24 protein-coding genes are annotated in these 24,676 nt (G+C 69.3%); 17 read left to right on the top strand and 7 right to left on the bottom strand.

All coding sequences use genetic code 11. The features are described 5' to 3' along the window. The first annotated feature begins 96 nt into the window (after positions 1-96). From ACFRAQ_RS21550 to ACFRAQ_RS21530, 5 genes are all read left to right on the top strand, one after another. A complete protein-coding gene (locus ACFRAQ_RS21550; protein ID WP_379102288.1) occupies positions 97-414 on the top strand; it encodes a DUF3263 domain-containing protein in 318 nt (105 codons plus the stop codon). Between the two features lie 91 nt (positions 415-505). Then, complete coding sequence (locus ACFRAQ_RS21545; protein ID WP_379102286.1) at positions 506-1,075, top strand: LytR C-terminal domain-containing protein; 570 nt, start codon at positions 506-508, stop codon at positions 1,073-1,075. A 150-nt stretch (positions 1,076-1,225) separates the two neighbouring features. Next, positions 1,226-1,903 carry a superoxide dismutase family protein gene (locus ACFRAQ_RS21540; protein WP_379102284.1) on the top strand — a complete coding sequence of 226 codons (678 nt, stop codon included), beginning with the start codon at positions 1,226-1,228 and terminating at the stop codon, positions 1,901-1,903. 16 nt (positions 1,904-1,919) lie between these two features. Beyond that, the gene (locus ACFRAQ_RS21535) at positions 1,920-3,068 is read left to right on the top strand and encodes a glutamate--cysteine ligase (RefSeq protein WP_379102281.1); all 1,149 of its coding nucleotides are present in this window, start codon (positions 1,920-1,922) and stop codon (positions 3,066-3,068) included. A gap of 185 nt (positions 3,069-3,253) precedes the next feature. Further along, positions 3,254-4,618: a DUF5933 domain-containing protein gene (locus ACFRAQ_RS21530; RefSeq protein ID WP_379102278.1), complete on the top strand. Its 1,365-nt coding sequence runs from the start codon at positions 3,254-3,256 to the stop codon at positions 4,616-4,618. A gap of 12 nt (positions 4,619-4,630) precedes the next feature. Here the strand turns inward: ACFRAQ_RS21530 and ACFRAQ_RS21525 are convergent, their stop codons facing one another. The 4 genes from ACFRAQ_RS21525 to ACFRAQ_RS21510 all read right to left on the bottom strand — a co-directional run bounded on the left by ACFRAQ_RS21525 (position 4,631) and on the right by ACFRAQ_RS21510 (position 10,039). Next, positions 4,631-5,971: a hypothetical protein gene (locus ACFRAQ_RS21525; protein WP_379102276.1), complete on the bottom strand. Its 1,341-nt coding sequence runs from the start codon at positions 5,969-5,971 to the stop codon at positions 4,631-4,633. Between the two features lie 140 nt (positions 5,972-6,111). Next, a complete protein-coding gene (locus tag ACFRAQ_RS21520; protein ID WP_379102273.1) occupies positions 6,112-8,382 on the bottom strand; it encodes an AAA family ATPase in 2,271 nt (756 codons plus the stop codon). 53 nt (positions 8,383-8,435) lie between these two features. After that, entirely contained in the window at positions 8,436-9,326 is an 891-nt protein-coding gene (gene pssA / locus ACFRAQ_RS21515; protein WP_376963833.1) for a CDP-diacylglycerol--serine O-phosphatidyltransferase, read from the bottom strand. Further along, a complete protein-coding gene (locus ACFRAQ_RS21510; protein WP_379103678.1) occupies positions 9,323-10,039 on the bottom strand; it encodes a phosphatidylserine decarboxylase in 717 nt (238 codons plus the stop codon). Before ACFRAQ_RS21510 ends, pssA begins: the two co-directional genes overlap by 4 nt. Positions 10,040-10,327: 288 nt before the next feature. Between ACFRAQ_RS21510 and ACFRAQ_RS21505 the strand changes: the two genes are divergently transcribed. Further along, positions 10,328-11,356: a beta-ketoacyl-ACP synthase III gene (locus ACFRAQ_RS21505; RefSeq protein ID WP_379102271.1), complete on the top strand. Its 1,029-nt coding sequence runs from the start codon at positions 10,328-10,330 to the stop codon at positions 11,354-11,356. Between the two features lie 4 nt (positions 11,357-11,360). On the opposite strand, the gene ACFRAQ_RS21500 is transcribed toward ACFRAQ_RS21505, so the two are convergent. Continuing rightward, a complete protein-coding gene (locus tag ACFRAQ_RS21500) occupies positions 11,361-12,059 on the bottom strand; it encodes an SIMPL domain-containing protein (RefSeq protein WP_376963842.1) in 699 nt (232 codons plus the stop codon). A gap of 15 nt (positions 12,060-12,074) precedes the next feature. Continuing rightward, complete coding sequence (locus ACFRAQ_RS21495; RefSeq protein WP_376963845.1) at positions 12,075-12,533, bottom strand: SRPBCC family protein; 459 nt, start codon at positions 12,531-12,533, stop codon at positions 12,075-12,077. A 261-nt stretch (positions 12,534-12,794) separates the two neighbouring features. Between ACFRAQ_RS21495 and ACFRAQ_RS21490 the strand changes: the two genes are divergently transcribed. From ACFRAQ_RS21490 to groL, 10 genes are all read left to right on the top strand, one after another. Further along, a complete protein-coding gene (locus ACFRAQ_RS21490; protein ID WP_379102268.1) occupies positions 12,795-12,995 on the top strand; it encodes a hypothetical protein in 201 nt (66 codons plus the stop codon). A gap of 18 nt (positions 12,996-13,013) precedes the next feature. Then, complete coding sequence (locus tag ACFRAQ_RS21485; RefSeq protein ID WP_376963851.1) at positions 13,014-14,687, top strand: FAD-dependent oxidoreductase; 1,674 nt, start codon at positions 13,014-13,016, stop codon at positions 14,685-14,687. Between the two features lie 12 nt (positions 14,688-14,699). Then, positions 14,700-16,181 (top strand): ATP-binding protein, encoded by a 1,482-nt coding sequence (locus ACFRAQ_RS21480; protein WP_379102265.1) that lies wholly within the window; start codon positions 14,700-14,702, stop codon positions 16,179-16,181. Continuing rightward, positions 16,181-16,534, top strand: coding sequence for a UBP-type zinc finger domain-containing protein (locus tag ACFRAQ_RS21475; protein ID WP_376963857.1), 354 nt, complete (start codon positions 16,181-16,183; stop codon positions 16,532-16,534). The genes ACFRAQ_RS21480 and ACFRAQ_RS21475 overlap by 1 nt, the downstream gene beginning before the upstream one ends. Positions 16,535-16,666: 132 nt before the next feature. Beyond that, the gene (locus tag ACFRAQ_RS21470) at positions 16,667-17,122 is read left to right on the top strand and encodes a hypothetical protein (RefSeq protein ID WP_376963860.1); all 456 of its coding nucleotides are present in this window, start codon (positions 16,667-16,669) and stop codon (positions 17,120-17,122) included. A gap of 32 nt (positions 17,123-17,154) precedes the next feature. Further along, complete coding sequence (locus ACFRAQ_RS21465; RefSeq protein ID WP_379102262.1) at positions 17,155-18,033, top strand: RNA polymerase sigma-70 factor; 879 nt, start codon at positions 17,155-17,157, stop codon at positions 18,031-18,033. Positions 18,034-18,125: 92 nt separating this feature from the next. Beyond that, positions 18,126-19,208, top strand: coding sequence for an NAD(P)/FAD-dependent oxidoreductase (locus tag ACFRAQ_RS21460; protein WP_376963866.1), 1,083 nt, complete (start codon positions 18,126-18,128; stop codon positions 19,206-19,208). 66 nt (positions 19,209-19,274) lie between these two features. Next, a complete protein-coding gene (locus ACFRAQ_RS21455; RefSeq protein WP_376963869.1) occupies positions 19,275-20,030 on the top strand; it encodes a Clp protease N-terminal domain-containing protein in 756 nt (251 codons plus the stop codon). Positions 20,031-20,137: 107 nt separating this feature from the next. Continuing rightward, complete coding sequence (locus ACFRAQ_RS21450) at positions 20,138-20,440, top strand: hypothetical protein (protein ID WP_357284604.1); 303 nt, start codon at positions 20,138-20,140, stop codon at positions 20,438-20,440. A gap of 242 nt (positions 20,441-20,682) precedes the next feature. Further along, positions 20,683-22,305 (top strand): chaperonin GroEL, encoded by a 1,623-nt coding sequence (groL, locus tag ACFRAQ_RS21445; RefSeq protein ID WP_379102259.1) that lies wholly within the window; start codon positions 20,683-20,685, stop codon positions 22,303-22,305. Between the two features lie 364 nt (positions 22,306-22,669). On the opposite strand, the gene ACFRAQ_RS21440 is transcribed toward groL, so the two are convergent. Beyond that, the gene (locus tag ACFRAQ_RS21440; protein ID WP_379102256.1) at positions 22,670-23,371 is read right to left on the bottom strand and encodes a TetR/AcrR family transcriptional regulator; all 702 of its coding nucleotides are present in this window, start codon (positions 23,369-23,371) and stop codon (positions 22,670-22,672) included. Positions 23,372-23,519: 148 nt separating this feature from the next. Between ACFRAQ_RS21440 and ACFRAQ_RS21435 the strand changes: the two genes are divergently transcribed. Next, the gene (locus ACFRAQ_RS21435) at positions 23,520-24,470 is read left to right on the top strand and encodes an NAD-dependent epimerase/dehydratase family protein (RefSeq protein ID WP_379102254.1); all 951 of its coding nucleotides are present in this window, start codon (positions 23,520-23,522) and stop codon (positions 24,468-24,470) included. The last annotated feature ends 206 nt before the right edge of the window (positions 24,471-24,676 follow it).

Raw genomic sequence — 24,676 nt, 5'->3', positions numbered from 1 at the left:
CGATCGGTACGCATCGCGTTGTCTGCGGCGCGTGGTTGAATGGCACCGACGCACAAGCACCATATTCGTCTGGTGACCACTCGGCGAGGGAGCACTATGGACAGCGCAGCGGCACGCGACATGCCCGCAAGCGAGGACGGTCCTTCCGACGAGGATGGCGCGCACGGGCTTTCCCGCCGTGAGCTCGAGATTCTCGACTTCGAGCGCAAATGGTGGAAGTACGCCGGTGCGAAGGAAGAAGCCATCCGCGAACTGTTCGACCTCTCGGCAACCCGCTATTACCAGGTCCTGAACGCGGTCGTCGACAAGCCTGAAGCGCTGGCGGCGGACCCGATGCTGGTCAAGCGCCTGCGGCGGCTGCGCGCCAGCCGCCAGAAGACCAGGGCCGCACGCCGTCTCGGTTTCCAGGTGTGAGCCGCGCCGCGACCGTGAGCCAGGTCTCCACCCGGCCCGCGTCCGCGCTTGATCCCGCGCGGGCGGCCCTGCACCCATTAGGCTCGACGCCGTGAGCAACCCGAATTCGCCGGCCGGCGGTCCGCCGCTGCGGGCCCTGGCGATGGTCCTGATCGCGCTGGCCATCGTGTTCGCCGGGATCGGCGCGATGTCCCTGTCGAGTTCGGACTCCTCGGACAGCAGCGCCGGATCGACCTCCGAGGCCGCCACCACCACTGCGGCGCAGCAGAATTCGACCGCGGCGGGCACCCCGCCGGTGGTGCCCGGCTCCATCGCACCCACGACCACGACGACCGCGCCCACCACGACCGCCGCGCCGACCACCTCCGGTGCCGCGGGCATCGACAAGTCCCTCCCGGTCCGGGTCTACAACAACGGCACCGTCGCCGGACTGGCCAAGAAGACCGGCGACCAGCTCAGCGGTGAGGGTTACAACATCACCGAGGTCGGCAACTATCCCGGCGGCGTCATCCCGAAAACCACCGTGTACTACGGCAGTTCGCCCAAGGAGCAGGCGCTGGCCAAGGCCATCGCCGCGGAACTGGGCTGCGCCGCCGAACCCCGCTTCCCCGGGATCTCGGATTCGCCCACCGGTGTCATCGTCATCGTCACCGGCAACTGATCGCTGTTCGTCGACGGCCCGGCCGACGCCCGAAAGAAACCGTGCGGCCCCTCCACGGGACACGGGCACGGCTCTGGCATCATCTTGTCCGGTACGAAGTATGTCCACCCTGCTTTCCCGATAAACTCGGACTCGTAAAGGAGTTCCCCGATGGCCTCGTCCTCAACTCGTCGCCCGTCCTGGTGGACTGTTGCTCCGGTGCTCGCGGTCGCGGCCCTGGGACTCACCGCCTGCTCCAACAGCCAGGAATCGAGTGACGTCAAGGGGACGACCCCGCCGGTGTTCACCAGCTCGCCCGCTCCCGCGGGCGGAGCGACCGGCCACGGCACCGAGGGCGACACCAACGCCCCCCGGGAGTCCACCGCCGTCACCCTGAAGGACCCCAGCGGTGGCACCGTCGGCACCGCGTCCATCGTGAAGGTGGGCAACCACCTCGAGATCACCGTCGAAGCCCACGGCCTCAAGCCCGGCTTCCACGGCCTGCACATCCACCAGTTCGGCAAGTGCGAGACCAACTCCACCGCCCCCTCCGGCGGCGCGCCCGGCGACTTCCTGTCCGCCGGCGGCCACCTGCAGGTCGGTGAGCAGAACGCGCACCCCGCCAGCGGCGACCTGGACTCGCTCCAGGTGCTCAAGGACGGCACCGCCAAGCTGGTCACCACCACCGACGCCGTCACCCTGGAGGAGATCAAGGGCAAGGCCCTGATCATCCACGCCGGCGCCGACAACTTCGGCAACATTCCCACCCGGTACGCGCCCGCACCGGATGCGGACACCCTCGCGACCGGCGACGCGGGTGCACGGGTCGCCTGCGGCGTCGTCGCCTGAACCCCTTGAGGTGAGCATGGCCGGGGCAGGCATTTCGAAGGTCCCCTTCAATTCATCGCCCCGGCCCACGCTCGGCGTGGAATGGGAGGTCGCGCTCGTCGACAAGACGACGCGTGACCTGTCCAATACCGCCGCCGCCGTTTTCGAAGCCTGCGGTGACCTGCGCGCCTGGGACGGCACCCCGCAGATCACCAAGGAACTCCTGAAGAACACCGTCGAACTGGTCTCCGGCAAGCACGACACCGTGAGCGAGGTCGTCGACGAACTGCGCGCCACCCAGGACGCCGTGCGCCGCGCCGCCGACCAGGTCGGCGTCGACCTGTTCTGCGCGGGCACCCACCCGTTCGCGCAATGGTCCACCCAACAGCTCACGCGCAGTGCGCATTACGACGAACTCATCGAGCGCACCCAGTGGTGGGGCCGCCAGATGCTGATCTGGGGCGTGCACGTGCACGTGGGAATCTCGCACCCGGACAAGGTTTTCCCGATTCTCAACGCCATGCTGCCGTCGTACCCACACCTGCTGGCGCTGTCCGCCTCCTCACCGATGTGGGCGGGCGTCGACACCGGCTACGCCAGCAACCGGGCGCTCATGTTCCAGCAGCTACCCACCGCTGGACTGCCCTTCCAATTCGACAATTGGGGCCAGTTCGAGGGTTTCGTGCACGACCAGATGAAAACCGGTGTGATCGAACAGATCGGCGGCATGCACTGGGACATCCGGCCCGCACCCAAATGGGGCACCATCGAGGTGCGCATCTGCGACGGCATCCCCACCAAGGCCGAACTGGCCGCCATCGTGGCCCTGATCCACTCCCTCGTGGTCGATCTCGACCGGCGGGTGGAGAACGGCGAAGCCCTGCCCGCCATCCTGCCGCCCTGGCACGTGCAGGAGAACAAGTGGCGCGCAGCGCGATACGGGCTCGACGCCATCATCATCACCGACGCCGACAGCAATGAGCGGCTCGTCACCGACGACCTCATGGACCTGCTCAACCGGCTCGAGCCGACCGCCAAGAGCCTCGGCTGCGAGAACGAGCTCGCCATGGTCGCCGACATTCCCAAGCGCGGCGCGTCCTATCAGCGACAGCGCCGGGTGGCCGCGGCCGCGCAGGGCGATCTGGTGTCGGTGGTCGACTCGCTGGTCCACGAACTCGAGCAGTGACGGCGGGGCCGGTACGGCTCACCGGCGCGAGTTCCCTTGCTGTGATTTCAGTTACGCGATTCTGCGGCCGCTGTACGCCGTGGCCAGCGGCGATACCACGCTGACCGGGGGCTGTTCATCCGGGGTGGGATGCGGCGTTCAACTGGGTATGGGGTCGGCGTTCACACGGCGTTTACTATGGCTGGATGTTGCTCGACGATCCGCGTTCCCAGACCGGCGGCGCAGCACGCCGATCAGGGATGCGGATGCCGTCGCCGCGCGTCCGGATGACGGCCGTGCTGACCGTCGGCGCACTCGCGCTCCTCGCCCTGCAGGTCGTCGCCTCCCAGCACCACTTCACCGGTCCGCTGGAGAGCATCCGGGACGACTTCGTCGGCAACGCCAAATCTTTCACCGTGCCGTGGGCCGGACTCGGGCTCGCGCTCATCGGACTGGACTGGCGGCGGCGCTGCGTGGCCGTCGGCACGGCGCTCGGCATCGACGTCGCCTACCAGTCGATTCGCAGCCTCTCCGGCGGTCCGCTGGCCATGGGCAACGGGCCGGTGCTGGTGCTGCTCGGCATCCTCGGGCTCGCCCTCTGGCGGTGGCAGGGCAAGGATCGCTCCAACGCGCTGCACGCCGCCGCGCTCGGCATCCTGCTGGTGCTGTCCAGCAAGGTCGCCGACGTCTGGCTCGGCATCACCGTGCTCGCCGGACCCCGCGTCCTCGACGAGCACATCGTGTTGGTGGACCACGCCCTCGGCGACCCCTCCTGGATGGCCGGGCAACTGCTCGAGTGGCTGGGACCGGTGGCTTCCGCTGTCCTGCACTGGGTTTACATCGAACTGCCCGTCGGCGCGATGATCGTGACCATCTGGCAGCTGCGCAACGTCGTGAAGACCGGGGTGTGGCCGGGGCACTACCTGGTGCGGACCTTCCTGGTGATCGGGCTGATCGGACCGCTCTTCTACGTCATCTTCCCGGTCGTCGGACCGATCTTCGCCTACGGCACGGAAGGACACGCCTTCTCGCTCGGCAACTACTGGCCGAATGTGGTGCCGACGGTGGACCTCACGCCCGGCTCGATCGCCTTCGACCGATTCGCCCCGCGCAACTGCATGCCGTCGCTGCACACCGCGTGGGCGCTGTCGATCTTCGTCCACTCCCGCCGCGACCCGCTGACCGGCGCGCCCGCACCGACCTGGCTGCGCTGGGGCGGAACCTTCTGGCTGCTCGCCACCATCGGGGCCACGCTGGGCTTCGGGTACCACTACGGCGCGGACCTGGTGGCGGGCGCGGTGCTGTGCCTGGCCATCGAATCGGCGCTGCGCGCACCCGAACGCGGCTGGGACCGCGCTCGCGTCCAGCTGGTCGGCGCGGGGGCCGCGCTGTTCACCGGACTCCTGCTGTCCTACCGGTACCTGTCGGTCGAATTCGCCGAGCACCCGGTCCCGGCGGGCGTCCTCGTGATCGGCCTGTCCGCCGCCTACGTGACGGCCTTCTACCGGACCTGGTTCGCCGAACCCGCCATCGCTCCGGCCGCGGAACTGGACCTCGCCGCCCGCGCCTGACCGTTCCCCGGTCTAGCCGGCGGCGCCCCCGTTCGACGATCCCTCGGGCGGGGTGGCCGCCGCCGCGGACGGCACCGGCAGCGGCCGCAACCGCCGCAGCAGGAACATGCCCGCCAGACACCCGCCCGCCACCAGCACCGAGGTCCAGCCGGGCGTCGCCGTGGAACCCGAGCTGACCGTGCACATCCCCGAATTGCCCGACTGCATCGCGTAATCGCCGCGCGCGACGAAATCCCGCATGCCCAGCACCGCCGACGGCACGAACAACATGGCGGTCCCCAGCACCCGGCTCGGCACATACCGCGGCCGGGCCGCCAGCAGGCCGAAACCGATCAGCCAGGACACCAGCGCCGCGCCGCCCACGATCAGCCACGCCTTGGCGGTGTCACCGGTGAGCGCCGTCGACACCCCGACCAGCATGGACAGCCACAGGGCCGGCATCGGCGCGGACACCTGACTGCCCGCCCACATGCCGAACGCGCTCACCGCCACCAGCAGCGGAATCGTCCAGGCCGGCATCTCCGCCGCGATGGTGGCCGCGCCCACCGCGCCGACGCCCACCGCGACCAGCACGACCTCCCCGTCCCGCCCCGGCAGCAGCATGGACGCGATCATGGCGGTGCCGACCGAGGTCACCACGGCGAGCACGATGCCCGCCACGCTGCCGCCGTGCCGGGCCAGCCACTCCGCGCTGAACAGGGTGATCAGCACCATCAGCGTGCCCGCCAGGATGGGGGCCAGCGGCAGCTCGATGGACAGCCGCTGCGCGGCCGGTCCCTTCCGATTGATCAGTAGCGAGAACACGGCCAGCGCGAAGGCCAGCAGCACCATCCACATGGGCGGGATGTCGGAGGCGTGCCAGTGGTCCCGCAGGTTGTCGGTGATGCTGCCGCCCACCCGCGGTACCGGATTCACCGAACCCAGCAGCAGACTGATCAGAACGCCCAGCGTCCAGGCGAAGGCGGGCAGCCTGTGATGCAGCACCGCCGCCCCGAGCGCGCCCAGGATCACGCCGCCCGACAGCGAGTCGATGAAGTTCATGGTCGACAGCGAGGCATTCGGGTCGCCCGCGTGTCCCAGCGTGTGATTGGCGACCAGCACCAGCAGCCCGCCCACCGTGGTCGACCAGGCCACCGACGGGCTGCCCATGGTGGTGATCAGCACCGCCACGATCATGGCGATGAGCACGCCGGCCGCGATGGCGCGGGGCAGGCTGTAGGCGAGCAGATCCAGTTGCAGGGCGGAACTTTGCGAGGTCCAGCCGAAGTCGATGGGCAAGGTCAGCGCGAGGCCAGCAACCAGTGCTGCGACCAGCGCGGTGATCGTTTCGGTAGCGACCTTGTACGACCTCACCTGCGCAAAAGTACCGGCCCACGGCGTGTCGATCGGTCCGACTCGCTTACTTTGTAGATTTTTGGCGAACTTACGGCCACATTCGGGCGTAGGCGGAGGAATCAGACCGGGCGCATCAAATCGGACATGGCCCGACTCGATCAGACATAGCCCGACGGGTCGCCCGGCGGACCCGACATCTCCCGCTTCGCCGCGAACAAGCGCAACGACTCCACCTGTACCGGATCCAGCGACGGCCGCACCGCCTTGCGCGCGGACGCCACATCCGACGCCGTCACCTCCCCGGCCTCCACATCGCGGCGCATGGCGGCCAGCGCCGCCTCCCGCAACAGGGCCGAACAGTCCGCCGCCGAGTAGCCGTCCAGCTCACGGGCCAGCCGCCGCAGATTCACGTCCTTGGCCAGCGGCACCGACTTGGCCGCGGTGCGCAGGATCTCGGCCCGGGCGTCGGCGTCCGGCGGCGGCACGAACACCAGCCGCTCCAACCGGCCCGGCCGGGTCAGCGCCGTGTCGATCAGATCCGGGCGGTTGGTCGCGCCGACCACCACCACGTCCCGCAGCGGCTCCACCCCGTCCAACTCGGTGAGCAGCGCCGCCACCACCCGATCCGACACCCCGGAATCCGAGGACTGCCCGCGCTGCGGTGCCAGCGCGTCCACCTCGTCGAGGAAGATCAGCGACGGCGCGGAATCGCGGGCGCGCTGGAACAACTCGCGGACCGCCCGTTCCGAGGAGCCGACCCACTTGTCCATCAGCTCCGCGCCCTTCACCGAGTGCACGCTCAACTGCCCGGACCCGGCCAGCGCCCGCACCAGGAAGGTCTTGCCGCAGCCCGGCGGCCCGTAGAGCAGCACCCCGCGCGGCGGCTCGATCCCCAGGCGCGCGAACGAATCCGGATGCTTCAGCGGCCACAGCACCGCCTCGGTCAACGCCTGCTTGGTCTCCACCATGTCGCCGACATCGTCGAGACTCAGGTTGCCGATGGACAATTCCTCCGACCCGGACCGCGACAACGGGCGGATCACCTCCAGTGCCCCGGCCAGATCCTCCTGCCGAAGTACCGGATCCACGTCCTGACCGCTGTCGTGGTGTTCGCGGCTGGCCCGGGCCGCCGCCCGCAGCGCCGCCTCACGGACCAGCGCCGCCAGATCCGACACCACGAATCCCGGTGTCCGCAGCGCGATCTCGTCGACCGCGAGGCCCTCGGTCGGGGCCTTCCGCAACAACTGCTCGAGCAGCGCGGCCCGCACCGCGGCGGTCGGCAGCGGCAGCGACACCTGCCGGTCGAACAGGTCGGGACCGCGCAGCCGCGCGTCCAGGCCCAGTGGATTGGAGGTGGTCGCCAGCACCGCCACCGCGGGCACCGCGATCACCCGGCGCAGCTGATCCAGGATCATGGTGGCCACCGGCTCGGCCTCGGCCGGCAGCAGCGCGTCGATATCGGTGATCAGCAGGACTCCGCCCGCGCCGGAACCGATCTCCTGCATCTTGTCGCCGACATCGCGGAAACGCTTGCCGCTCTCGGTCGCGCCGACCGCCGGGCCGTCCAGTTCCACCAGCCGCCGCGACCCCACCACCGCCCGCGCCAGCGTCGCCTTGCCGACGCCCGCCGGGCCCGTGATCAGCACGCCCAGCTGCGAACTCGCGCCCAGCGCCTTCAACAGCTCGGGCTCGTCCAACGCCAGGTTCAGCCACTCCCGCAGCTTCGCGGCCTGGGCCTGCACCCCGGCCAGATCGGCGACCGCCACCGCCGAGGTCGGGGCGGCCGTCACCGGGCGCTCGGCGGCGACGAGCGGCGAACCGTCGAGGGGGACGTCGTCGAGCAGGCCGAGCGGGGCGTCGGTCGAGCCGAAGGTCGTGCCCAGCGTCACCGCCGTGCTCGGCAGGATGGTGACCGGGCCCGGATACGGCTCGGTGGCCACCACCGTCAGCACCTCGGAGGTCCAGGCGATCCCCAAGCCCTTCAATGCCTTCCGGGCCGCGGCCGGATTGTCGCTGGGCAGCAGGTCACGCGGCAGCAGGGTGACGGTGTCGCCGACGGTGACGATCTTCCCCAGCAGCGCCTGCCGCAGCGTCGACTCCGGAATCGCGGCCATGGCCAGCGATGAACCCGTCACCGAGACGCGGCGGGCGTCGGTCTCGGTGGCCGGGGCGATGGTGACGTCACCGCCGTCGCGCACTTTCGCGTTCGACAGCGTCACCTCGTCGAGCAGGGCGACGCCGGTGCCGAAGCCCTGCGACGGCTTGAACGTCCCCACCACGGCCGTGGTGCGCCGCCCGCCGGTCAGGGTGACTCCCTGCCCCGGATGCAGGGCCAGCGCCATCAGGACTTCGGGGTGCAAGCGCACCAGCCCCCAGCGGGCGTCGCCGCCCGAGGAGTTGCGTTGCGCGGTCAGCGTGAATTCCGGCACCCGTCAATTCTGCCCGCGGGAACCGGCCGCCGGTGACTATCCGCGCGGGCCGGTCATTCGCGCTGGCCCGGACGGCGCAGCCGCAGCCGCGCCGTCGACACCCGAGGCACCCGTCCGGCCAGCGGCCGCTCGCGGCGCTGGGCCTTGCGCTGGGCGCGGCGCTCGGCGGGCTTGTGGTTCCAGGTCTCCGGCCGGGCGGCCACCCAGCGCGCGGAGTGCACCGCGAACGGGATGTGGCCCAGGTACAGCACCACCAGCGCCATCATCAGGATCAGCGGATAGGTGACCAGCAGCGCGGCCGCCAGGGCGACCAGCACCAGCAGGATCGGCGCGGTCCGCGGGGCCACCGACACCGACTTGACGGCCAGCGTCGGCAGCGTGCTCACGCACAGCAGACCCGTCAGCACGGTCCACACCGCCACCATCGGGAAGCTCACCCACCAGCCGTCGCCGAACTGCTCCGACAGCGCGATGGGCGTCAGCACGATCAAGGCGCCCGCGGGCGCGGGCACCCCGACGAAGTACTCCCGCTGCCAGTCCGGCCGGTTGTCGTCGTCCATCAGGGTGTTGAACCGGGCCAGGCGCAACACCATGCAGACCGCGAACATCAAGGCCAGCACCCAGCCGATGCTGTCGGCGTGCAGGAAGGTCACGTACAGCACCAGGGCGGGCGTGACGCCGAACGCGATGGCGTCCGACAGCGAATCCAGTTCCGCGCCCATCTTGGAGGTGGCGTCCAGCATGCGGGCGATTCGGCCGTCCAGCATGTCGAACACCGCGGCCGCGCCGACCAGCGCCAGCGCGAACCCCAGCTGCCCCTGGATGGCGAACTTCACCGCCGACAGGCCCGAGCACAGGCCGAGCACGGTGACCATGCTGGGCAGCAGCCGGATGGTGCGGTTGCGGCGGCGCGCAGACGGCGCGGGCGCGAGTTGCTCCATCATGAATCCAGTTCGGCCAGTACCGTTTCCGCACCGATGGTGCGCTGCCCGGGGGTGACCAACGGCTTGGTCCCGGCCGGGAAGTAGGTGTCGACGCGCGATCCGAACCGAATCAGGCCGTAGGTGTCGCCGATGCTCAGCTTGTCGCCGGCCTTGGCCTCGCACACGATGCGGCGCGCCAGCAGACCGGCGATCTGCACGACCACGATCCGCTGCCCCGACTCGGTCTCGATGACCATGCTGTTGCGCTCGTTGCGGTCGCTGGCCTCGGGCAGGTCGGCCGAGAGGAAGTGGCCCTTCTGGTAGGCGATCTGCTCCACCAGGCCGCTCACCGGCACCCGCTGCACGTGTACGTCCAGCACCGACAGGAAGATGCTCACCCGCGGCAGCGGGGCGTCACCCAGGCCGAGCTCGGCCGGCGGCACCGCGGTGTCGACCAGGGCGACCTCGCCGTCGGCGGGCGCGACCACCACGCCGGGGCGGTTCGGCGGCACCCGGTGCGGGTGCCGGAAGAAGGTGGCACAGGCCGCGGCGGCGGCCAGTCCGGTGCGCCGCACCCACTTCCGGCGGAAGCCCAGCGCGGCCACCGCCAGCGGCGCCGCCACGAACGGCAGGCCGGCCGGGTGCAGCGGTGGAATGGAGGATCGGACCAGGTCGGCCACGTGACCGAGTCCGGTCGTTTCCGGGGTGCCGGGCGGGGTGGGGCGACGGGCCACGAGCTCCTCTTTCATGCGCGGATGGTTGCGGTCATAGACCGCGTCACACACTACGGGAAGGGCGTCGGACGCTCGCGTTCTCGGTTGCCCAAGGCCTCGGCGAACGATCTTCCGGCGGTATGTGAAGCACTGGTCACCGTATGCGCAATTGTGAGCGGAAGCACATACATGAGAAGCTGTCCGGATTAAGCTGAGGGAGCCTCATGTATGCGGCATTCCGGCCGCGGGGGTGGGAACTCGATGAAGGTCACGTTCGACGCGCAGTACGCAGTACATAAGGGAGAACCAATGTCTGCTCGAATTGCCTCGATCAGCGGGGCAGAGCACACGGCAATGCTCGGGCTCGGCGTGTACCGGCCGGAGCGAATCGTCACCAATGACGAGGTGGCGGGGCCGATAGATTCCAGCGACGAATGGATCCGGACCCGGTCCGGCATCCGTACCCGGCGCTTCGCCTCCCCCGAGGAGACGATCATCAGCATGAGCGCCGCGGCCGCCCGCGACGCCATCGACGCCGCGGAAGTCGATCCCGCCACGATCGACTGTCTCATCGTCGCGACCTCTACCTGGCTCTTGCTGACGCCTGCCGCGGCTCCGCAGATCGCCACCGAACTCGGCCTGCAGAATGTGGCCGCCTTCGACGTCTCGGCCGGGTGTGCGGGCTTCTGCCACGCGGTCGCGTTGGCCTCGGATCTGGTCAAGGGCGGTACCGCCCGCAATGCCCTGGTCATCGGCGTGGAGAAGCTCACCACCACGGTCAACCCGAAGGACCGTGGCACGGCTTTCCTGTTCGCCGACGGCGCGGGCGCCGTGGTGATCGGCCCGTCCGACGAAGCCGGGATCGGGCCCACCGTGTGGGGCTCGGACGGCACCCAGCACCGCGCCATCCGCCAGGACAAGGACTGGATGGAGTTCTTCGCCGAGATCGAGGAACGCGGTCTCGACGCCGTCCGGCCCTATCTCGCCATGGAGGGTACGGCCGTGTTCCGCTGGGCCGCACACTCTTTGGAGAAGGTCTGCCGCGACGCCATCGAAGTGGCCGGGCTGACCCCGGCCGATCTGGACGCCATGGTTCCGCACCAGGCCAACGGCCGGATCATCGAGATCATGGCCCGGGTGCTGAAGCTTCCGAAGGACTGCGCCCTGGCCAATGACATCGAGGAGGCCGGCAACACCTCCGCCGCCTCGATTCCGCTGGCCATGGAGGCCATGATGCGCAAGGGCGACGCCAAACCCGGCGGCACCGCCCTGCTCATCGCCTTCGGCGCGGGCCTGTCCTACGCGGCCCAGGTGGTCCAGCTGCCGAACTGGAAGTAGCCGGTCAGTCCATATCCCAGGCGGCGGTCACGGTGAACGTGACCGTCTGCTGGCCTGGCTCGAGGTTGATGGTGGGCGCGGCCCCGGAGGGCAGGGCGTCCTTGTACATCGGCGTCGGAGTGGGCCCGCTGCCGTTCTCGCTGATGGTCTTGACCTTCTTCAGCTTCAGCCCGGACAGGTCCGCGTACTGCTGGGCGCGGCTCTTGGCGTCGTCGAAGGCCCGGGCGCGGGCGTCGGCCAGCAGCTTGGTGTTGTCCTCGAGCCCGAAGGCGACCGAGCTGATGCGGGTGTCGTTGCCGCCCGCCTGCACCGCGGCCGACAGGATGCCGGATGCCTTGGGCAGGTCGCGCACGGCCACATGCATGGTGTTGGTGGCGCGATAGCCGGTGATGGTGCGTCCCTCCGGCCCGTAAGAGGGCTGGACGGACAGGTCGCTGGTCTTGATGTCCTCGCGCTTGGCGCCCGCGGTGACCATGGCGTCGGTGATGGCCTTCGCCTTGGCATTGGCCTGGTCGACCGCCGCGGACACGTCGGTCGCGCTGACCTCGGTGCCGAGGTCGGCATTGAGTACGTCCGGGGTGCCCTGGACCTTGCCGGTGCCGGTGACCGTCACGGTGCGGTCGCCCGAGTCCGAGCTACCGCATCCGGTCGCCAGAATCGCGACACCGGCGGCCGCGGCGCAGATCGCTGTGAGTCGTCGCATGGGCCGAACCTACGCTCAGCGCTCCAGAAGTTCCTTGATCCGGCCGAGGGTTTCGTTCATGCCGTCGACCAGCCCGCCCTCGAAGGCCGCCTCGCCGCCGAAGACCTTGTCGACGGTCAACTGCAGCCAGCCCGGCAGCTTGCCCTTGGGCACGTCGCGGCGCTGGATCAGCTTGGTGCCGCCGTCCGCGGTGGGCTCGAGGGTGTAGCTCCAGACGGTGCCGTTCTCGTTCATCCGGAACGCCAGCGCGTGGTTCGGCTCGAAGCGCACGATCCGCGACGTGCTCGGGTACACGTAGCCCTCGGCCTTGTTGAGGTTCACCGTCCAGGTGCCGGTGCGGACCGTGCGGCCCAGCGGCTGCATGCGCAGGGTGTTGGGGCTGAACTCGCGGATCCGCTGCAGGTCGGAGACGACGCTCCAGACCTGGTCCGGCGCGGCCGCGATGTCGATGCTGGCTTCGAGGGTGTTCGGCAACGCTGCCTCCGGGGACGTGACGGTCGGTTACGGGCATCCTAGTTCGCGTGGCCTGGGTCACCGGGTGGCCGTGGCGTGGATCACCCGCCCGACCTGGACGTATGAAATGCGACCTCGGGGTACTTCCCGGCGACCAGATCGCTTGGGTCACATTGTTGGGGTGTTGATGTCCGAAATGTAATGACTGGCGCACAATGTGAGATAAACGAAGTTACAGACACAGCCACCTGCTTCCGATTGGGAAACGTGAGGTGATCGGCCGTGAACCTGCGTTCGCTTCTGCATCTGGAGAGCAAGACCGTCCCGCTCCTCCCCGCCGACGAGTCCGGAACCGATGCGGATTCCGCCGAATCCAATCCACCCGGCACGTCCGGCCGCAAGGCGAATCGGGCGCTCGAGGAACGCCTCGAGCGATTACTGACCCCGACCGAGATGGATCTCATTCAGCATCACCGAATTTGAGTCCGCGATACTGGTCAGGTGACTTCACCCTCTGCCGTCAAGCCGGCCATTCTCAGCGTCGACGACGACCCCGGCGTCTCGCGGGCCGTCGTGCGCGATCTGCGCCGCCGGTACGGGGCGGATTACCGGATTCTGCGGGCGGAGTCCGGCGCGGACGCCCTCGATGCCCTGCGTGAGATGAAACTGCGCGGCCAGCCGGCCGCGGTGCTGATCGCCGACTACCGGATGCCCGGGATGAACGGCGTCGAATTTCTCGAACAAGCCATGGACCTGCACCCCTACGCCCGCCGGGTGCTGCTCACCGCCTACGCGGACACCAATGCCGCCATCGAGGCCATCAATGTGGTGGACCTCGACCACTACCTGCTCAAACCGTGGGACCCGCCGGAGGAGAAGCTCTACCCGGTCGTCGACGCCCTGCTGGAGGCCTGGCGCGGCGACGAGCACAAGCCGGTGACCGAGACCAAGGTGGTGGGCCACCGCTGGTCGGCCCGCTGCTCGGAGGTGCGGGAGTTCCTGGCGCGCAACCAGTTGCCGTATCGCTGGTACCAGGTCGACGAGCCGGAGGGCGCGCGCCTGCTGACCGCGGCGAACGCCACCGAGGACCAGTGCCCGGTCATCATCAACCCCAGCGGCGACGTGCTGATCATGCCGACCGACGCGCAGCTCGCCGAGGGCGTCGGCCTCAATACCGACGCCTCCAGCGACTTCTACGACCTGATCGTGGTCGGCGGCGGGCCCGCCGGGCTGGGCGCGGCCGTCTACGGCGCCTCCGAGGGCCTGCGCACGGTGCTCGTCGAACGCACCGCCACCGGCGGCCAGGCCGGGCAGAGCTCCCGCATCGAGAACTACCTCGGCTTCCCCGACGGCCTGTCCGGCGCCCAGCTCGCCGACCGCGCCCGCCGCCAGGCCGTGAAGTTCGGGGCCGAACTGATCACCGCCCGCGAGGTGGTGGCGCTGGAGGCCTGCGGTTCGGCGCGCGTGGTGAAGTTCGCCGACGGCGGCAGCGTCGCCGCGCATTCGGTGCTGATCGCCACCGGCGTCAACTACCGCCACCACCCGGCCCCCGGCGTCGACGAGTACACCGGCCGCGGCGTCTACTACGGCTCCGCCATGACCGAGGCCAGCGACTGCGCCGGCAAGGACGTCTACATCGTGGGCGGCGCGAACTCGGCGGGTCAGGCCGCGGTGTTCCTGTCCCGGCGCGCCCGCACCGTGCACATCCTGGTGCGCGGTGAATCGCTCGAAGCGTCCATGTCGCACTACCTGATCCAGCAGATCGCGCAGATCCCGAACATCAAGGTGCACACCCGCACCGAGGTGGTGTCCGCCGACGGCGACGACCACCTGGAGCGGATCGTGCTGCGCGACAACGCCTCCGGGACGGAAGAAAAGGTGGACGCCGAACGGTTGTTCCTGTTCATCGGCGCCGCACCGGAAACCGACTGGCTCGACGGCATCGTCAAACGCGACGACGCCGGCTACGTGCTGGCCGGACCCGATCTCATGGTGGACGGCGAACGGCCCGCGGGCTGGGAACTGCCGCGTCCCCCACAGCATCTGGAGACCAGCGTGCCCGGCGTCTTCGTCGCCGGTGACGTGCGTTCGGAATCGGCCAAGCGGGTGGCCTCCGCGGTCGGCGAGGGCGCGATGGCCGTCATGCTGGTCCACCGCTGGCTCGCGAAACAGTAGGAGTAGGCGTACATGGGGAACACCCGATTGATCTGCGACCCGAACGAACTGCGGCACCTGTTCCTGTTCGAGAAGCTCGACGACGAGCAGCTGGCCTGGCTGTGCCGCGACGGCCGCGTCGAGATGTTCGAGCCCGGACTGGTTTTCCGCGAGGGCGACCCGGCCACCTGCTTCTACGTCCTCATGGACGGTGAGGTCCGGCTGACCAAGATGTCGGGCGGCGAGGAGATCGAACTCGTCCGCACCGAGCATGTCGGCTCGTACTCGGGCGCGTGGACCGCCTACATGGGCGACAAGGTCGAGCAGACCTACACGGCGTCGTTCTACGTGACCCGGCCGTCGAAGTTCTTCGTCCTCGACGCGGGCACCTTCGCGAAGATGATGCAGGACTGGTTCCCGATGGCGCTGCACCTGCTGGAGGGCGTCTTCTTCGGCAACCGCAATGCCAATGAGCGCATCGGCCAGCGGGAACGGCTGCTGGCGCTGGGCTCGCTGTCGGCGGGCCTGACCCACGAGCTGAACAATCCGGCCGCCGCCGCCGTGCGCGCCACCTCCTCACTGCGCGAGCGGGTGGCCGGGATGCGGCACAAGCTGAAGATGATGGCGCACGGCAAGTTCAACTCCGAGACCCTCGAGGCGCTGGCCCAGTTGCAGGAGGAGGCGGCCGCACAGGTCGCCAAGGCCCCGGTGCTGACGCCGCTGGAGGCCGCCGACCGCGAGGACGAGCTGGGCGACTGGCTCGAGGACCACGGGGTCGGCAACAGCTGGGACATCGCGCCCAACTTCGTGCAGGCCGGTTTCGATGTGGACTGGATGGAGAAGGTGCACGGCACCCTGTCCGGTTGCGGCGGTGACGTTTTCGAGGCGGCCATGCGCTGGCTCAATTACACCGTCGAGACCGAGTTGCTGATGAACGAGATCACCGACTCGACCAACCGGATCTCCTCGCTGGTGCACGCGGCCAAGCAGTACTCGCAGATGGACCGGGCCCCGTTCCAGGTGGTGGATCTGCACGAACTGCTGGACAGCACGCTGGTCATGCTGGCCCGCAAGATCGGCGACGACATCACGGTGGTCAAGGAGTACGACCCGGCGCTGCCGCCGGTGCCGTGCTACGCGGCCGAACTCAACCAGGTGTGGACGAATCTGATCGACAACGCCGTGTCCGCGATGGGCGGGCGCGGTACGCTCACCGTTCGTACCTATCGCGAGAACGAGTGCGCGGCAGTGGAAATCAGCGATACCGGGCCGGGTGTGCCGGACGAGATCCGTACCCGGATCTTCGAACCGTTCTTCACCACCAAACCGGTCGGCGAGGGCACGGGGCTGGGCCTGGACATCTCCTTCCGGATCGTGGTGAACAAGCATCACGGCGATATCCGGGTCGAATCCGAGCCCGGGAACACGCGTTTCATCGTGCGGCTGCCGCTGGAGGTGGCGAACCCGGCCTCGGCGGAGGCCGACGCGGAACCGGCTACGACAGGAGGCAACTGATGACCGAGCAGATCAAGGGCATCGATCCGAGCGTTCCGCCCAGTGGGGCGGGCTGTCTGGAATGCGACGCCGCGGGCGGCTGGTGGTTTCATCTGCGGCGCTGCGCGGAGTGCGGCCATATCGGTTGTTGTGACAACTCGCCGAGTCAGCACGGCACCAAGCACTTCCGGGAGACCGGGCATCCCTTCATCCAGAGCTATGAGCCCGGTGAGGACTGGTTCTACAACTTCGAGACCGAGGACATGTACAGCGGCGGTCCCGACCTGGCGGGCCCGACCTCGCATCCGGCCGATCAGGGCGTGCCGGGTCCGCGTGAGCGGGTGCCCGCGGACTGGCAGCAGCGTCTGAACTGACCCGCTCTCCGGCCGGTAAAAACCGGCGGACCAGACTTTTCCTTTCCGGCTCCGGCGGAGCCGGGTACGCTGCTGCGAGCGCCGGGCCGGTCCGGCGCTTCGGCACTCTCGGGAAAGTTCGGAAAGCAGGGTATGAAGCGTCTTTCGATGGTCGCCCTCACCGCAGGTGCGATGGCCCTCACCTTGGGCGCGGCTCTCACCGGCTGTGGTTCGGACAAAGCCGGTGGCAGTAATGGCCTGAAACAGGCCGAGACCACCACCGCGGCGGCCAGAACCACCGGCGCCGCCCCGACCACGGCCGCGATCCCGGCCGAGTCGCCCGTCGACGCCCCCGCCGCGGTCCCCACCGCCGCGACGGTGGCCAAGAAGACCAGTGCCCCCAACGGCGCGCAGACCACCTGCGCCGACTTCCGCGACCTCACCGAGGACGCCGAACGGCAGGTGATCCAGCAGGTATTGGCCGCGCACCCGGGGTCCTTCCTGGACGGCAGCCCCAATGCCGCGCTGAGTACGGCGAAACTCGCCTGCATGTCCGGAAGTTACGCCAACACCCCGGTCGCCGTCGCGATCCGGGTGGCGCCCAAGTAGTCTCACGGGAGAATTTCCGGGAGGCGGCACACGTGGTGGAATTCGAACGGCACCGGCCGCGTCTCTTCGCGCTCGCGTACCGCATGCTCGGATCCGCCGCCGAGGCCGAGGATGCCGTCCAGGAGACCTACCTGCGCTGGCACGGCACCGATCGCACCGACATCCGTTCGGTCGAAGCCTGGCTGACCACCATCCTGGTGAATCTCTGCCGCAGCTGGCTGGATTCGGCCCGCGCCCGCCGCGAGACCTACGTCGGGCCTTGGCTGCCCGAACCGGTCCCCACCGGCCACGGCCAACTCGGCCCGCTGGAATCGGCGGAACAGCGGGAACTGGTGTCGATGGCGTTCCTGGCGCTGGCCGAACGGCTCAGCCCCACCGAACGCGCGGTCTTCGTGCTGCGCGAGGCCTTCGGCTACGCGCACCGCGAGATCGCCGACATGCTCGGTCTCACCGAATCCAATGCGCAACAGGTGTATCGCCGCGCCGCGCACCGGGTGCACGAGGAGAAGCCGCGCTTCGAATCGGCCCCGGCGCACGCGCGGGAACTGGTCGAAAAGTTCCTCAGCGCAGCGCAATCCGGTGATCTCGCCGCGCTCGAGTCCATGTTCACCGCCGATATCGTGGCGCTGGCCGACGGCGGTTCGAAGGTCAATGCCGCGAAGCGGCCGATCGTCGGCGCGGAGAAGGTGGCCCGCTACCTGCTGGGTCTGTTCGGCAAGATCCCGAGTTTCGGCGCCGACATCAGCGTCGCGATCGAAGAGGTCAATGCCGCGCCGGCCTTCGTGGTGCGCGCGGACGGGGCCGTGCTCGGCACCATCTCCGTCGGCTTCGACGGCGACTCGATCGCCTCGGTCCAGCTCGTGGTGAACCCGGACAAGCTGACCTATTTCGCGTCGCACGATCGCGTGTGACGCAGGACACACCCGGATTCTGTCAGGGATCGCGGGGCTGTCCGGTCTAGAGGGTGTCGGCTACCGAGCGGGGCCGGAAAAGGAGCACTCTCATGACCGGGCAGCATCGAATCGTCGTTCTGGGCGCGGGCTACGCGGGACTGGCCGCGGCGCGGGAAGCGATCAAGGCCAAGGGCGCGCACGTCACCGTGATCGACCTGCACACCGAATTCGTGGACCGGGTGCGGCTGCACCAGGTCGCCGCCGGGCAGGACGTGGCCCGTTGGGAACTGCGGAAGACCTTGGCGGCCAAGGGGATCGAGTTCGTCAACGGCCGCGCCGAGCGCATCGACACCGAGGCTCGCCGCGTCGAACTGGCCACCGGCGAGGCGATCGCGTACGACTCGCTGATCTACGCCCTGGGCAGCCGCGCCGATCTCTCGATGGTGCCCGGCGCGGCCGAATTCGCGCACACCGTGGCCACCTCGGAGGATGTGCGCCGGATTCCCGCCCTCACCGGCCGGGTCGCCGTGGTCGGCGGCGGTGCGACCGGCCTCGAGACCGCCACCGAACTGGCCGAGAGCAACCCCGGCCTCGAGGTGGTGCTGGTCAGCTCGGACGAGCCGGGCGGCTGGCTGATCCCCAAGGCCGTCGCGCACATTCGCACCGTCCTGGATCGGCTCGGCGTCCAGGTGCGGGTGGCCAAGGTGGCGGCGGTGACCGCCACCGGCCTCGATCTGGTGGACGGCGACCACGTCGACGCCGACATCGTGCTCTGGACAACGGGTTTCACGGTGCCCGAGGTGGCTGCCCGCTCGGGTCTGCCGGTGGACGGACGCGAACGGGTGCTGGTCGACGACCGGCTGCGGGTGCGCGGGCTCGCCGATGTGTACGCGGTCGGTGACGCGGCGGTGATGATCGGGCACAACGGCCGCGAGGCCCGGATGTCGTGCCAGGCGGCGCAGCCTGCGGGCAAGTACCTGGGTGCGGCCGTCGCGGCCCGGCTGCGCGGCAGGCAGCCGGGGCCCTTCACTCCGCGCTTCGTCCTGACCTGCATGAGCCTGGGTCGCCGGGATGGTCTGGTCCAGTTCATGAAGGCCGACGACTCGAACGGCAGCATCGCGCTGACCGGCCGCACGGCGGCGTGGATCAAGGAGCAGATCGTGGGCGCGGTGGGCCGGGCGGCGAAGCTCTGACCGACACGCCGACGAATCGTCAACCAATGGTTGACCAAGTTGGCTTGGTCAACCTACAGTTGACGAATGACGAACTCGATCCGCCTCGACGATCTGATCGACGGCATCAAGAAGGCCCGCCCCGACGACGTGCTCGAGCAGCTCTCCGACGCCGTGGTGCTGGGCAACCACATCGGCGAGGTGGCCGACCATCTGATCGGCCACTTCGTCGACCAGGCCCGCCGCTCCGGCGCGTCCTGGACCGATATCGGCCAGAGCATGGGCGTCACCAAGCAGGCCGCCCAGAAGCGCTTCGTCCCCAAGACCCCCGCCGACGCCGGACAGGCGGCGGCTCTCGACCCCAATGCCGGTTTCGCTCGCTTCACCCCGCGCGCCCGCCAGGTGGTGATGGCCGCCCAGGAGGAGGCCCGGGCCGTCGGCAATCTGGAAACCCGCCCCGAACACCTGATCCTCGGCCTGCTCTCGGAGCCGGAATCACTCGCGGTCAAGGTGATCGAGGCCAAGGGCATCTCCGCCGACGCCGTCCGCCGGGTGGCCGCCGCCGCGCTGCCCGCCGCCACCGGTGACCCGGTCCCGCCGCTCATCCCCTTCGACGCGCAGGCCCGCAAGGCCCTCGAGTTGACCTTCCGCGAGGCGCTGCGGCTCGGCCACAACTACGTCGGCACCGAGCACCTGCTGCTCGCCCTGCTCGATCTGGAACACGGCGTGGGCATCCTGTCCGGTCTGGGCCTGGACAAGGACGCGGTCCAGGCCGACGTCGCGGGCCTGCTGGCGTCGCTGACCGCGCCCGCCGCACCGGCGGGCACCGAGGACACGCAGTAGTCCGCGTGTCGTTCCGCCCCGCTGCCGACCTGGTGATGTAAGCCCCGGGACCGGTGTCCTCGCGCCGGATCCCCTGGGGAGCATGTTGCGGCAGATACGATTGTGGAATGGCGGACGACGAGGGTTCCGACCTAGTTGCGGGGGAGCAGCGCGCTGACCTGCTGCGCGCGCTCAGCTATGTCTCCACAGAGGACACGCCCGACGGCGGCTACATCGTGAACGGAGACCTCCCACCCGAGGTCGCTCCTCCGTTCATTCGGGCGATCATGCGTATCGAAGCCGAACTCCTGCTGCAGGACGCCGAACTCGTCACCATCGAGCACGGCGAGCCCCGCACTCCCGAGGAGCGCCGCACCGATGCGCTGATCGCCCTGCTGCTGCGGGTCGACGACCGCTCGCACTTCTCGTAGTGCCGGGCGGGCGACCGAACCGCACGAGGCGACTCGTGCGGTCTTCCGCGCGTTTCGGGGCCCGGCCCCAACCTTGCAGTCGCAAGGGGTGAGTGCTAGAAATGGGTTTGGCACTCCATACCTGTGAGTGCTAGGTCGGGGCGGTGAGGCCGGGCTGGTTAACAAGCTCCTCGGTCGTCCGTCGCGGGCACCATGCCTGGCCAGAACACTGTCAATCCCCAGATCTGGAGGATCTCAACGCAATGGCCAAGACAATTGCGTACGACGAAGAGGCTCGCCGCGGTCTCGAGCGTGGTCTGAACGCCCTCGCTGACGCCGTCAAGGTGACCCTGGGCCCGAAGGGCCGCAACGTCGTGCTGGAGAAGAAGTGGGGCGCCCCCACCATCACCAACGACGGTGTCTCCATCGCGAAGGAAATCGAGCTCGAGGACCCGTACGAGAAGATCGGCGCGGAGCTCGTCAAGGAAGTTGCGAAGAAGACCGACGACGTCGCGGGTGACGGCACCACCACCGCCACCGTGCTGGCCCAGGCGCTGGTCCGTGAGGGCCTGCGCAACGTGGCCGCCGGCGCCAACCCGCTCGGCCTGAAGCGCGGCATCGAGAAGGCCGTCGAGGCCGTCACCGCCAAGCTGCTCGACACCGCCAAGGAGGTCGAGACCAAGGAGCAGATCGCCGCCACCGCCGGTATCTCGGCCGGCGACTCGTCCATCGGTGAGCTGATCGCCGAGGCCATGGACAAGGTCGGCAAGGAAGGCGTCATCACCGTCGAGGAGAGCAACACCTTCGGTCTCCAGCTGGAGCTCACCGAGGGCATGCGCTTCGACAAGGGCTACATCTCCGGTTACTTCGTGACCGACCCGGAGCGTCAGGAAGCGGTCCTCGAGGACCCGTACATCCTGCTCGTCGGCTCGAAGATCTCGACCGTCAAGGACCTGCTGCCGCTGCTGGAGAAGGTCATCCAGGCCGGCAAGCCGCTGCTGATCATCGCCGAGGACGTCGAGGGCGAGGCCCTGTCGACCCTGGTCGTGAACAAGATCCGCGGCACCTTCAAGTCCATCGCCGTCAAGGCCCCGGGCTTCGGTGACCGTCGCAAGGCCATGCTGGCCGACATCGCCATCCTGACCGGTGGCGAGGTCATCAGCGAAGAGGTCGGCCTCTCGCTGGAGACCGCCGGCCTCGAGCTGCTGGGCCAGGCCCGCAAGGTCGTCATCACCAAGGACGAGACCACCATCGTCGAGGGCGCGGGCGACGCGGAGGCCATCAAGGGCCGCGTGCAGCAGATCCGCACCGAGATCGAGAACTCGGACTCGGACTACGACCGTGAGAAGCTGCAGGAGCGTCTGGCCAAGCTGGCCGGCGGTGTCGCGGTCATCAAGGCGGGCGCGGCCACCGAGGTCGAGCTCAAGGAGCGCAAGCACCGCATCGAGGACGCCGTCCGCAACGCGAAGGCCGCCGTCGAAGAGGGCATCGTCGCCGGTGGTGGCGTGGCCCTGCTGCAGTCGGCTCCGGCCCTGGAAGCGCTGACCCTGTCGGGTGACGAGGCCACCGGTGCGAACATCGTTCGCGTCGCGCTGTCCGCGCCGCTGAAGCAGATCGCCTTCAACGCGGGCCTGGAGCCCGGCGTCGTCGCCGAGAAGGTCTCGAACCTCCCCGACGGCCACGGCCTGAACGCCGACTCCGGCGAGTACGTCGACCTGCTGGCCGCCGGCGTTGCCGACCCGGTCAAGGTCACCCGCTCGGCCCTGCAGAACGCGGCCTCCATCGCGGCCCTGTTCCTGACCACTGAGGCCGTCGTCGCCGACAAGCCGGAGAAGGCCGCCCCCGCGGGCGACCCGACCGGCGGCATGGGCGGCATGGACTTCTAGTCCGCCGTTCCGGCAACGGAATTTGATCGAGCTGAGCCCGGTCACCTCACGGTGACCGGGCTCAGTGCTGTGTGTGGTGAGGTTCGGCGCCGAAAACACTCTGACCCCGGGCCCCGGTGGGAAACCGCGGATGCCGGGCCGGAATCGGCGAGCGGCGGGCCCACCTGGTGAGCCGCTCCGAGGCGGGCGGGCATCGCATGTGACCAGCACGGTGGCGCCGGTAGGTCGACGGCGCTGGGCACAGGCGGCAGCATGACCGGCAGGTCCGGGCGCTCGTCCACGCCGGTGTTGAACTCGGAGATCGTCGGGTGTGGGCCGAGATCGTCGGGTGGCGGGCCGAGGCCGGTCGGGTGGCGGGTTGGAGTCAGTCGGTCGTGGGGAGGCCGACGAGATCGGCCATCAGATTCATGTGGTGGTGGAAGTAGTCGGCGACGGCTTCGATGGTGCCGTCGAGGCGGCCGAAGATCTCGAAGGTGACCAGGCCGAAAAGCTGTGTCCAGCCGACGAATACGCGATCGAGGGCCTCTTCGGGCAGGTCGGCGGACTGTTGTTCGATGAGAGCGCGGAGGTCCGCGCGGACGGGGGCCGGTAGGGGAGTGGGCAGAGCGGCGGGGGTGAGTTGGCCGGCGGCGGCGGCCCGGGTGGCGATGCCCGCGAGCAGCAGGACGACGGTGGCGGCGGGGCCGACGGTGTCCTTCGGCGCGTCGTAGCCGGGGATGGGACTGCCGTAGAGCAGGCCGTATTCGGTGGGGTTGGCGAGAGCCCAGTCGCGGACGGCGGTGCAGACCGAAAGCCATTGCGCGCGTGTGTCATTCGCATCAGCAGCGTCGTGGGCGGCGGTGGCGGCCGCGCCGAGGGAGCGGTAGCCGTCCAGGATGAGCGCGGTGAGCAGGTCGTCGCGGCTGGGGAAGTAGCGGTACAGCGCGGAGGCGACGATGCCGAGGTCGCGGGCGACGCCGCGCAGCGACAGATTGGCGCCGTCGGTGGCCAGCCGCGTGCGGGCGGTGGCCTTGATCTCCTCGATCATCTCGGTGCGGACGCGGGCGCGCAGGGATCCGGCGGACATGGTCGCAGTGTAGAGAACAGGAAACCGTTGAGAGAACGGTAGGCGACTGAGAGAACAGTGTTCTTGACAGGAAACGGTGTGCACTCCTACCGTCGAGAGTGCGAGAACAGTGTTCTCGGAATACCCATCCGACAGGATCGAGGACCTCATGTCCCTGCACGTCGTCATAGGAGCGGGTCCGGTGGGCACGGCCACCGCGCGGCTGCTCGCCGCCCGGGGCGACCACGTCCGCATCGTCACCCGCAGCGGCTCCGGCCCCGAGCACCCGAACATCGACCGGATCACCGCCGACGCCACCGACCTGCGGGCGCTGCTCACCCACTGCCAGGGCGCGGCGGCTCTCTACCAGTGCGCCCAGCCCGCCTATCACCGCTGGTCACAGGATTTCCCGACCCTGCACCACGCCGTCCTGACGGTGGCCGAACGCTCCGGCGCGCCCCTGATCACTGTCGGAAACCTGTACGCCTACGGCGAATTCGACGGCCCGGTGTCCGAGTCCCACCCGCTGCGCCCGAACTCGGTGAAGGGCAGAGTTCGCGCGGACATGTGGTCCGAGCAGTTGGCCGCCCACCGATCCGAGCGCATCCGCACCGCCGAGGTGCGCGGCTCGGACTACCTCGGCCCGGCCGCGACCTCGGCTTTCACCGTCATGGTGTTGCCCGCCGTGCTCGCGGGCAAGCGGGCCCTGGCCCCCGCGGACCTGGATGCCCCGCACAGCTGGACCGCGACCGCGGACGTCGCCCGCCTGCTGGTCGCGGTCGCCGGCGACGAAACCGCCTGGGGCCGAGCCTGGCACGTGCCCACCGCGCCGCCGCTGTCGATCCGAGCCCTCGCCGACCTGACCGCGTCGGTGGCCGGCGCGCCGCCCGCCCGCATCGGCCACCTGCCCGCCGCACTGCTCTGGGCGGCGGGCGTGTTCAACCGCGACGCCCGCGAAATGCGTGAGCTGCGCTATCAGTTCGACCGCCCCTTCGTCCTGGACTCCTCCGCCGCCACCAGCCGTTTCGGGCTCGCGCCTACGCCGCTCGAGGACACCCTGCGCGCCACGCTCGACGGACTTCCCGGCGGCGTTCCCGCCCATACCGCCGCGAAAAGGTAGTCCCCGCCATGTCTCCGATGCGCGATTCCGTCTCGCCCGGCGCTCCCGACCCGACGAGCACCTCTGCGTCCGCCACCGCCCGGATCGCGAGCACTGACGGTGTGCCCGCTACCGCCCGGATCGCGAGCACTGACGGTGTGCCCGCTACCGCCCGGATCGCGAGCACTGACGGTGTGCCCGCTACCGCCCGGATCGCGAGCACTGAG

Source organism: Nocardia sp. NPDC056611 (genome assembly GCF_042792755.1).
Taxonomy (GTDB): domain Bacteria; phylum Actinomycetota; class Actinomycetes; order Mycobacteriales; family Mycobacteriaceae; genus Nocardia.
This window is presented reverse-complemented; position numbering and strand designations above follow the sequence as displayed.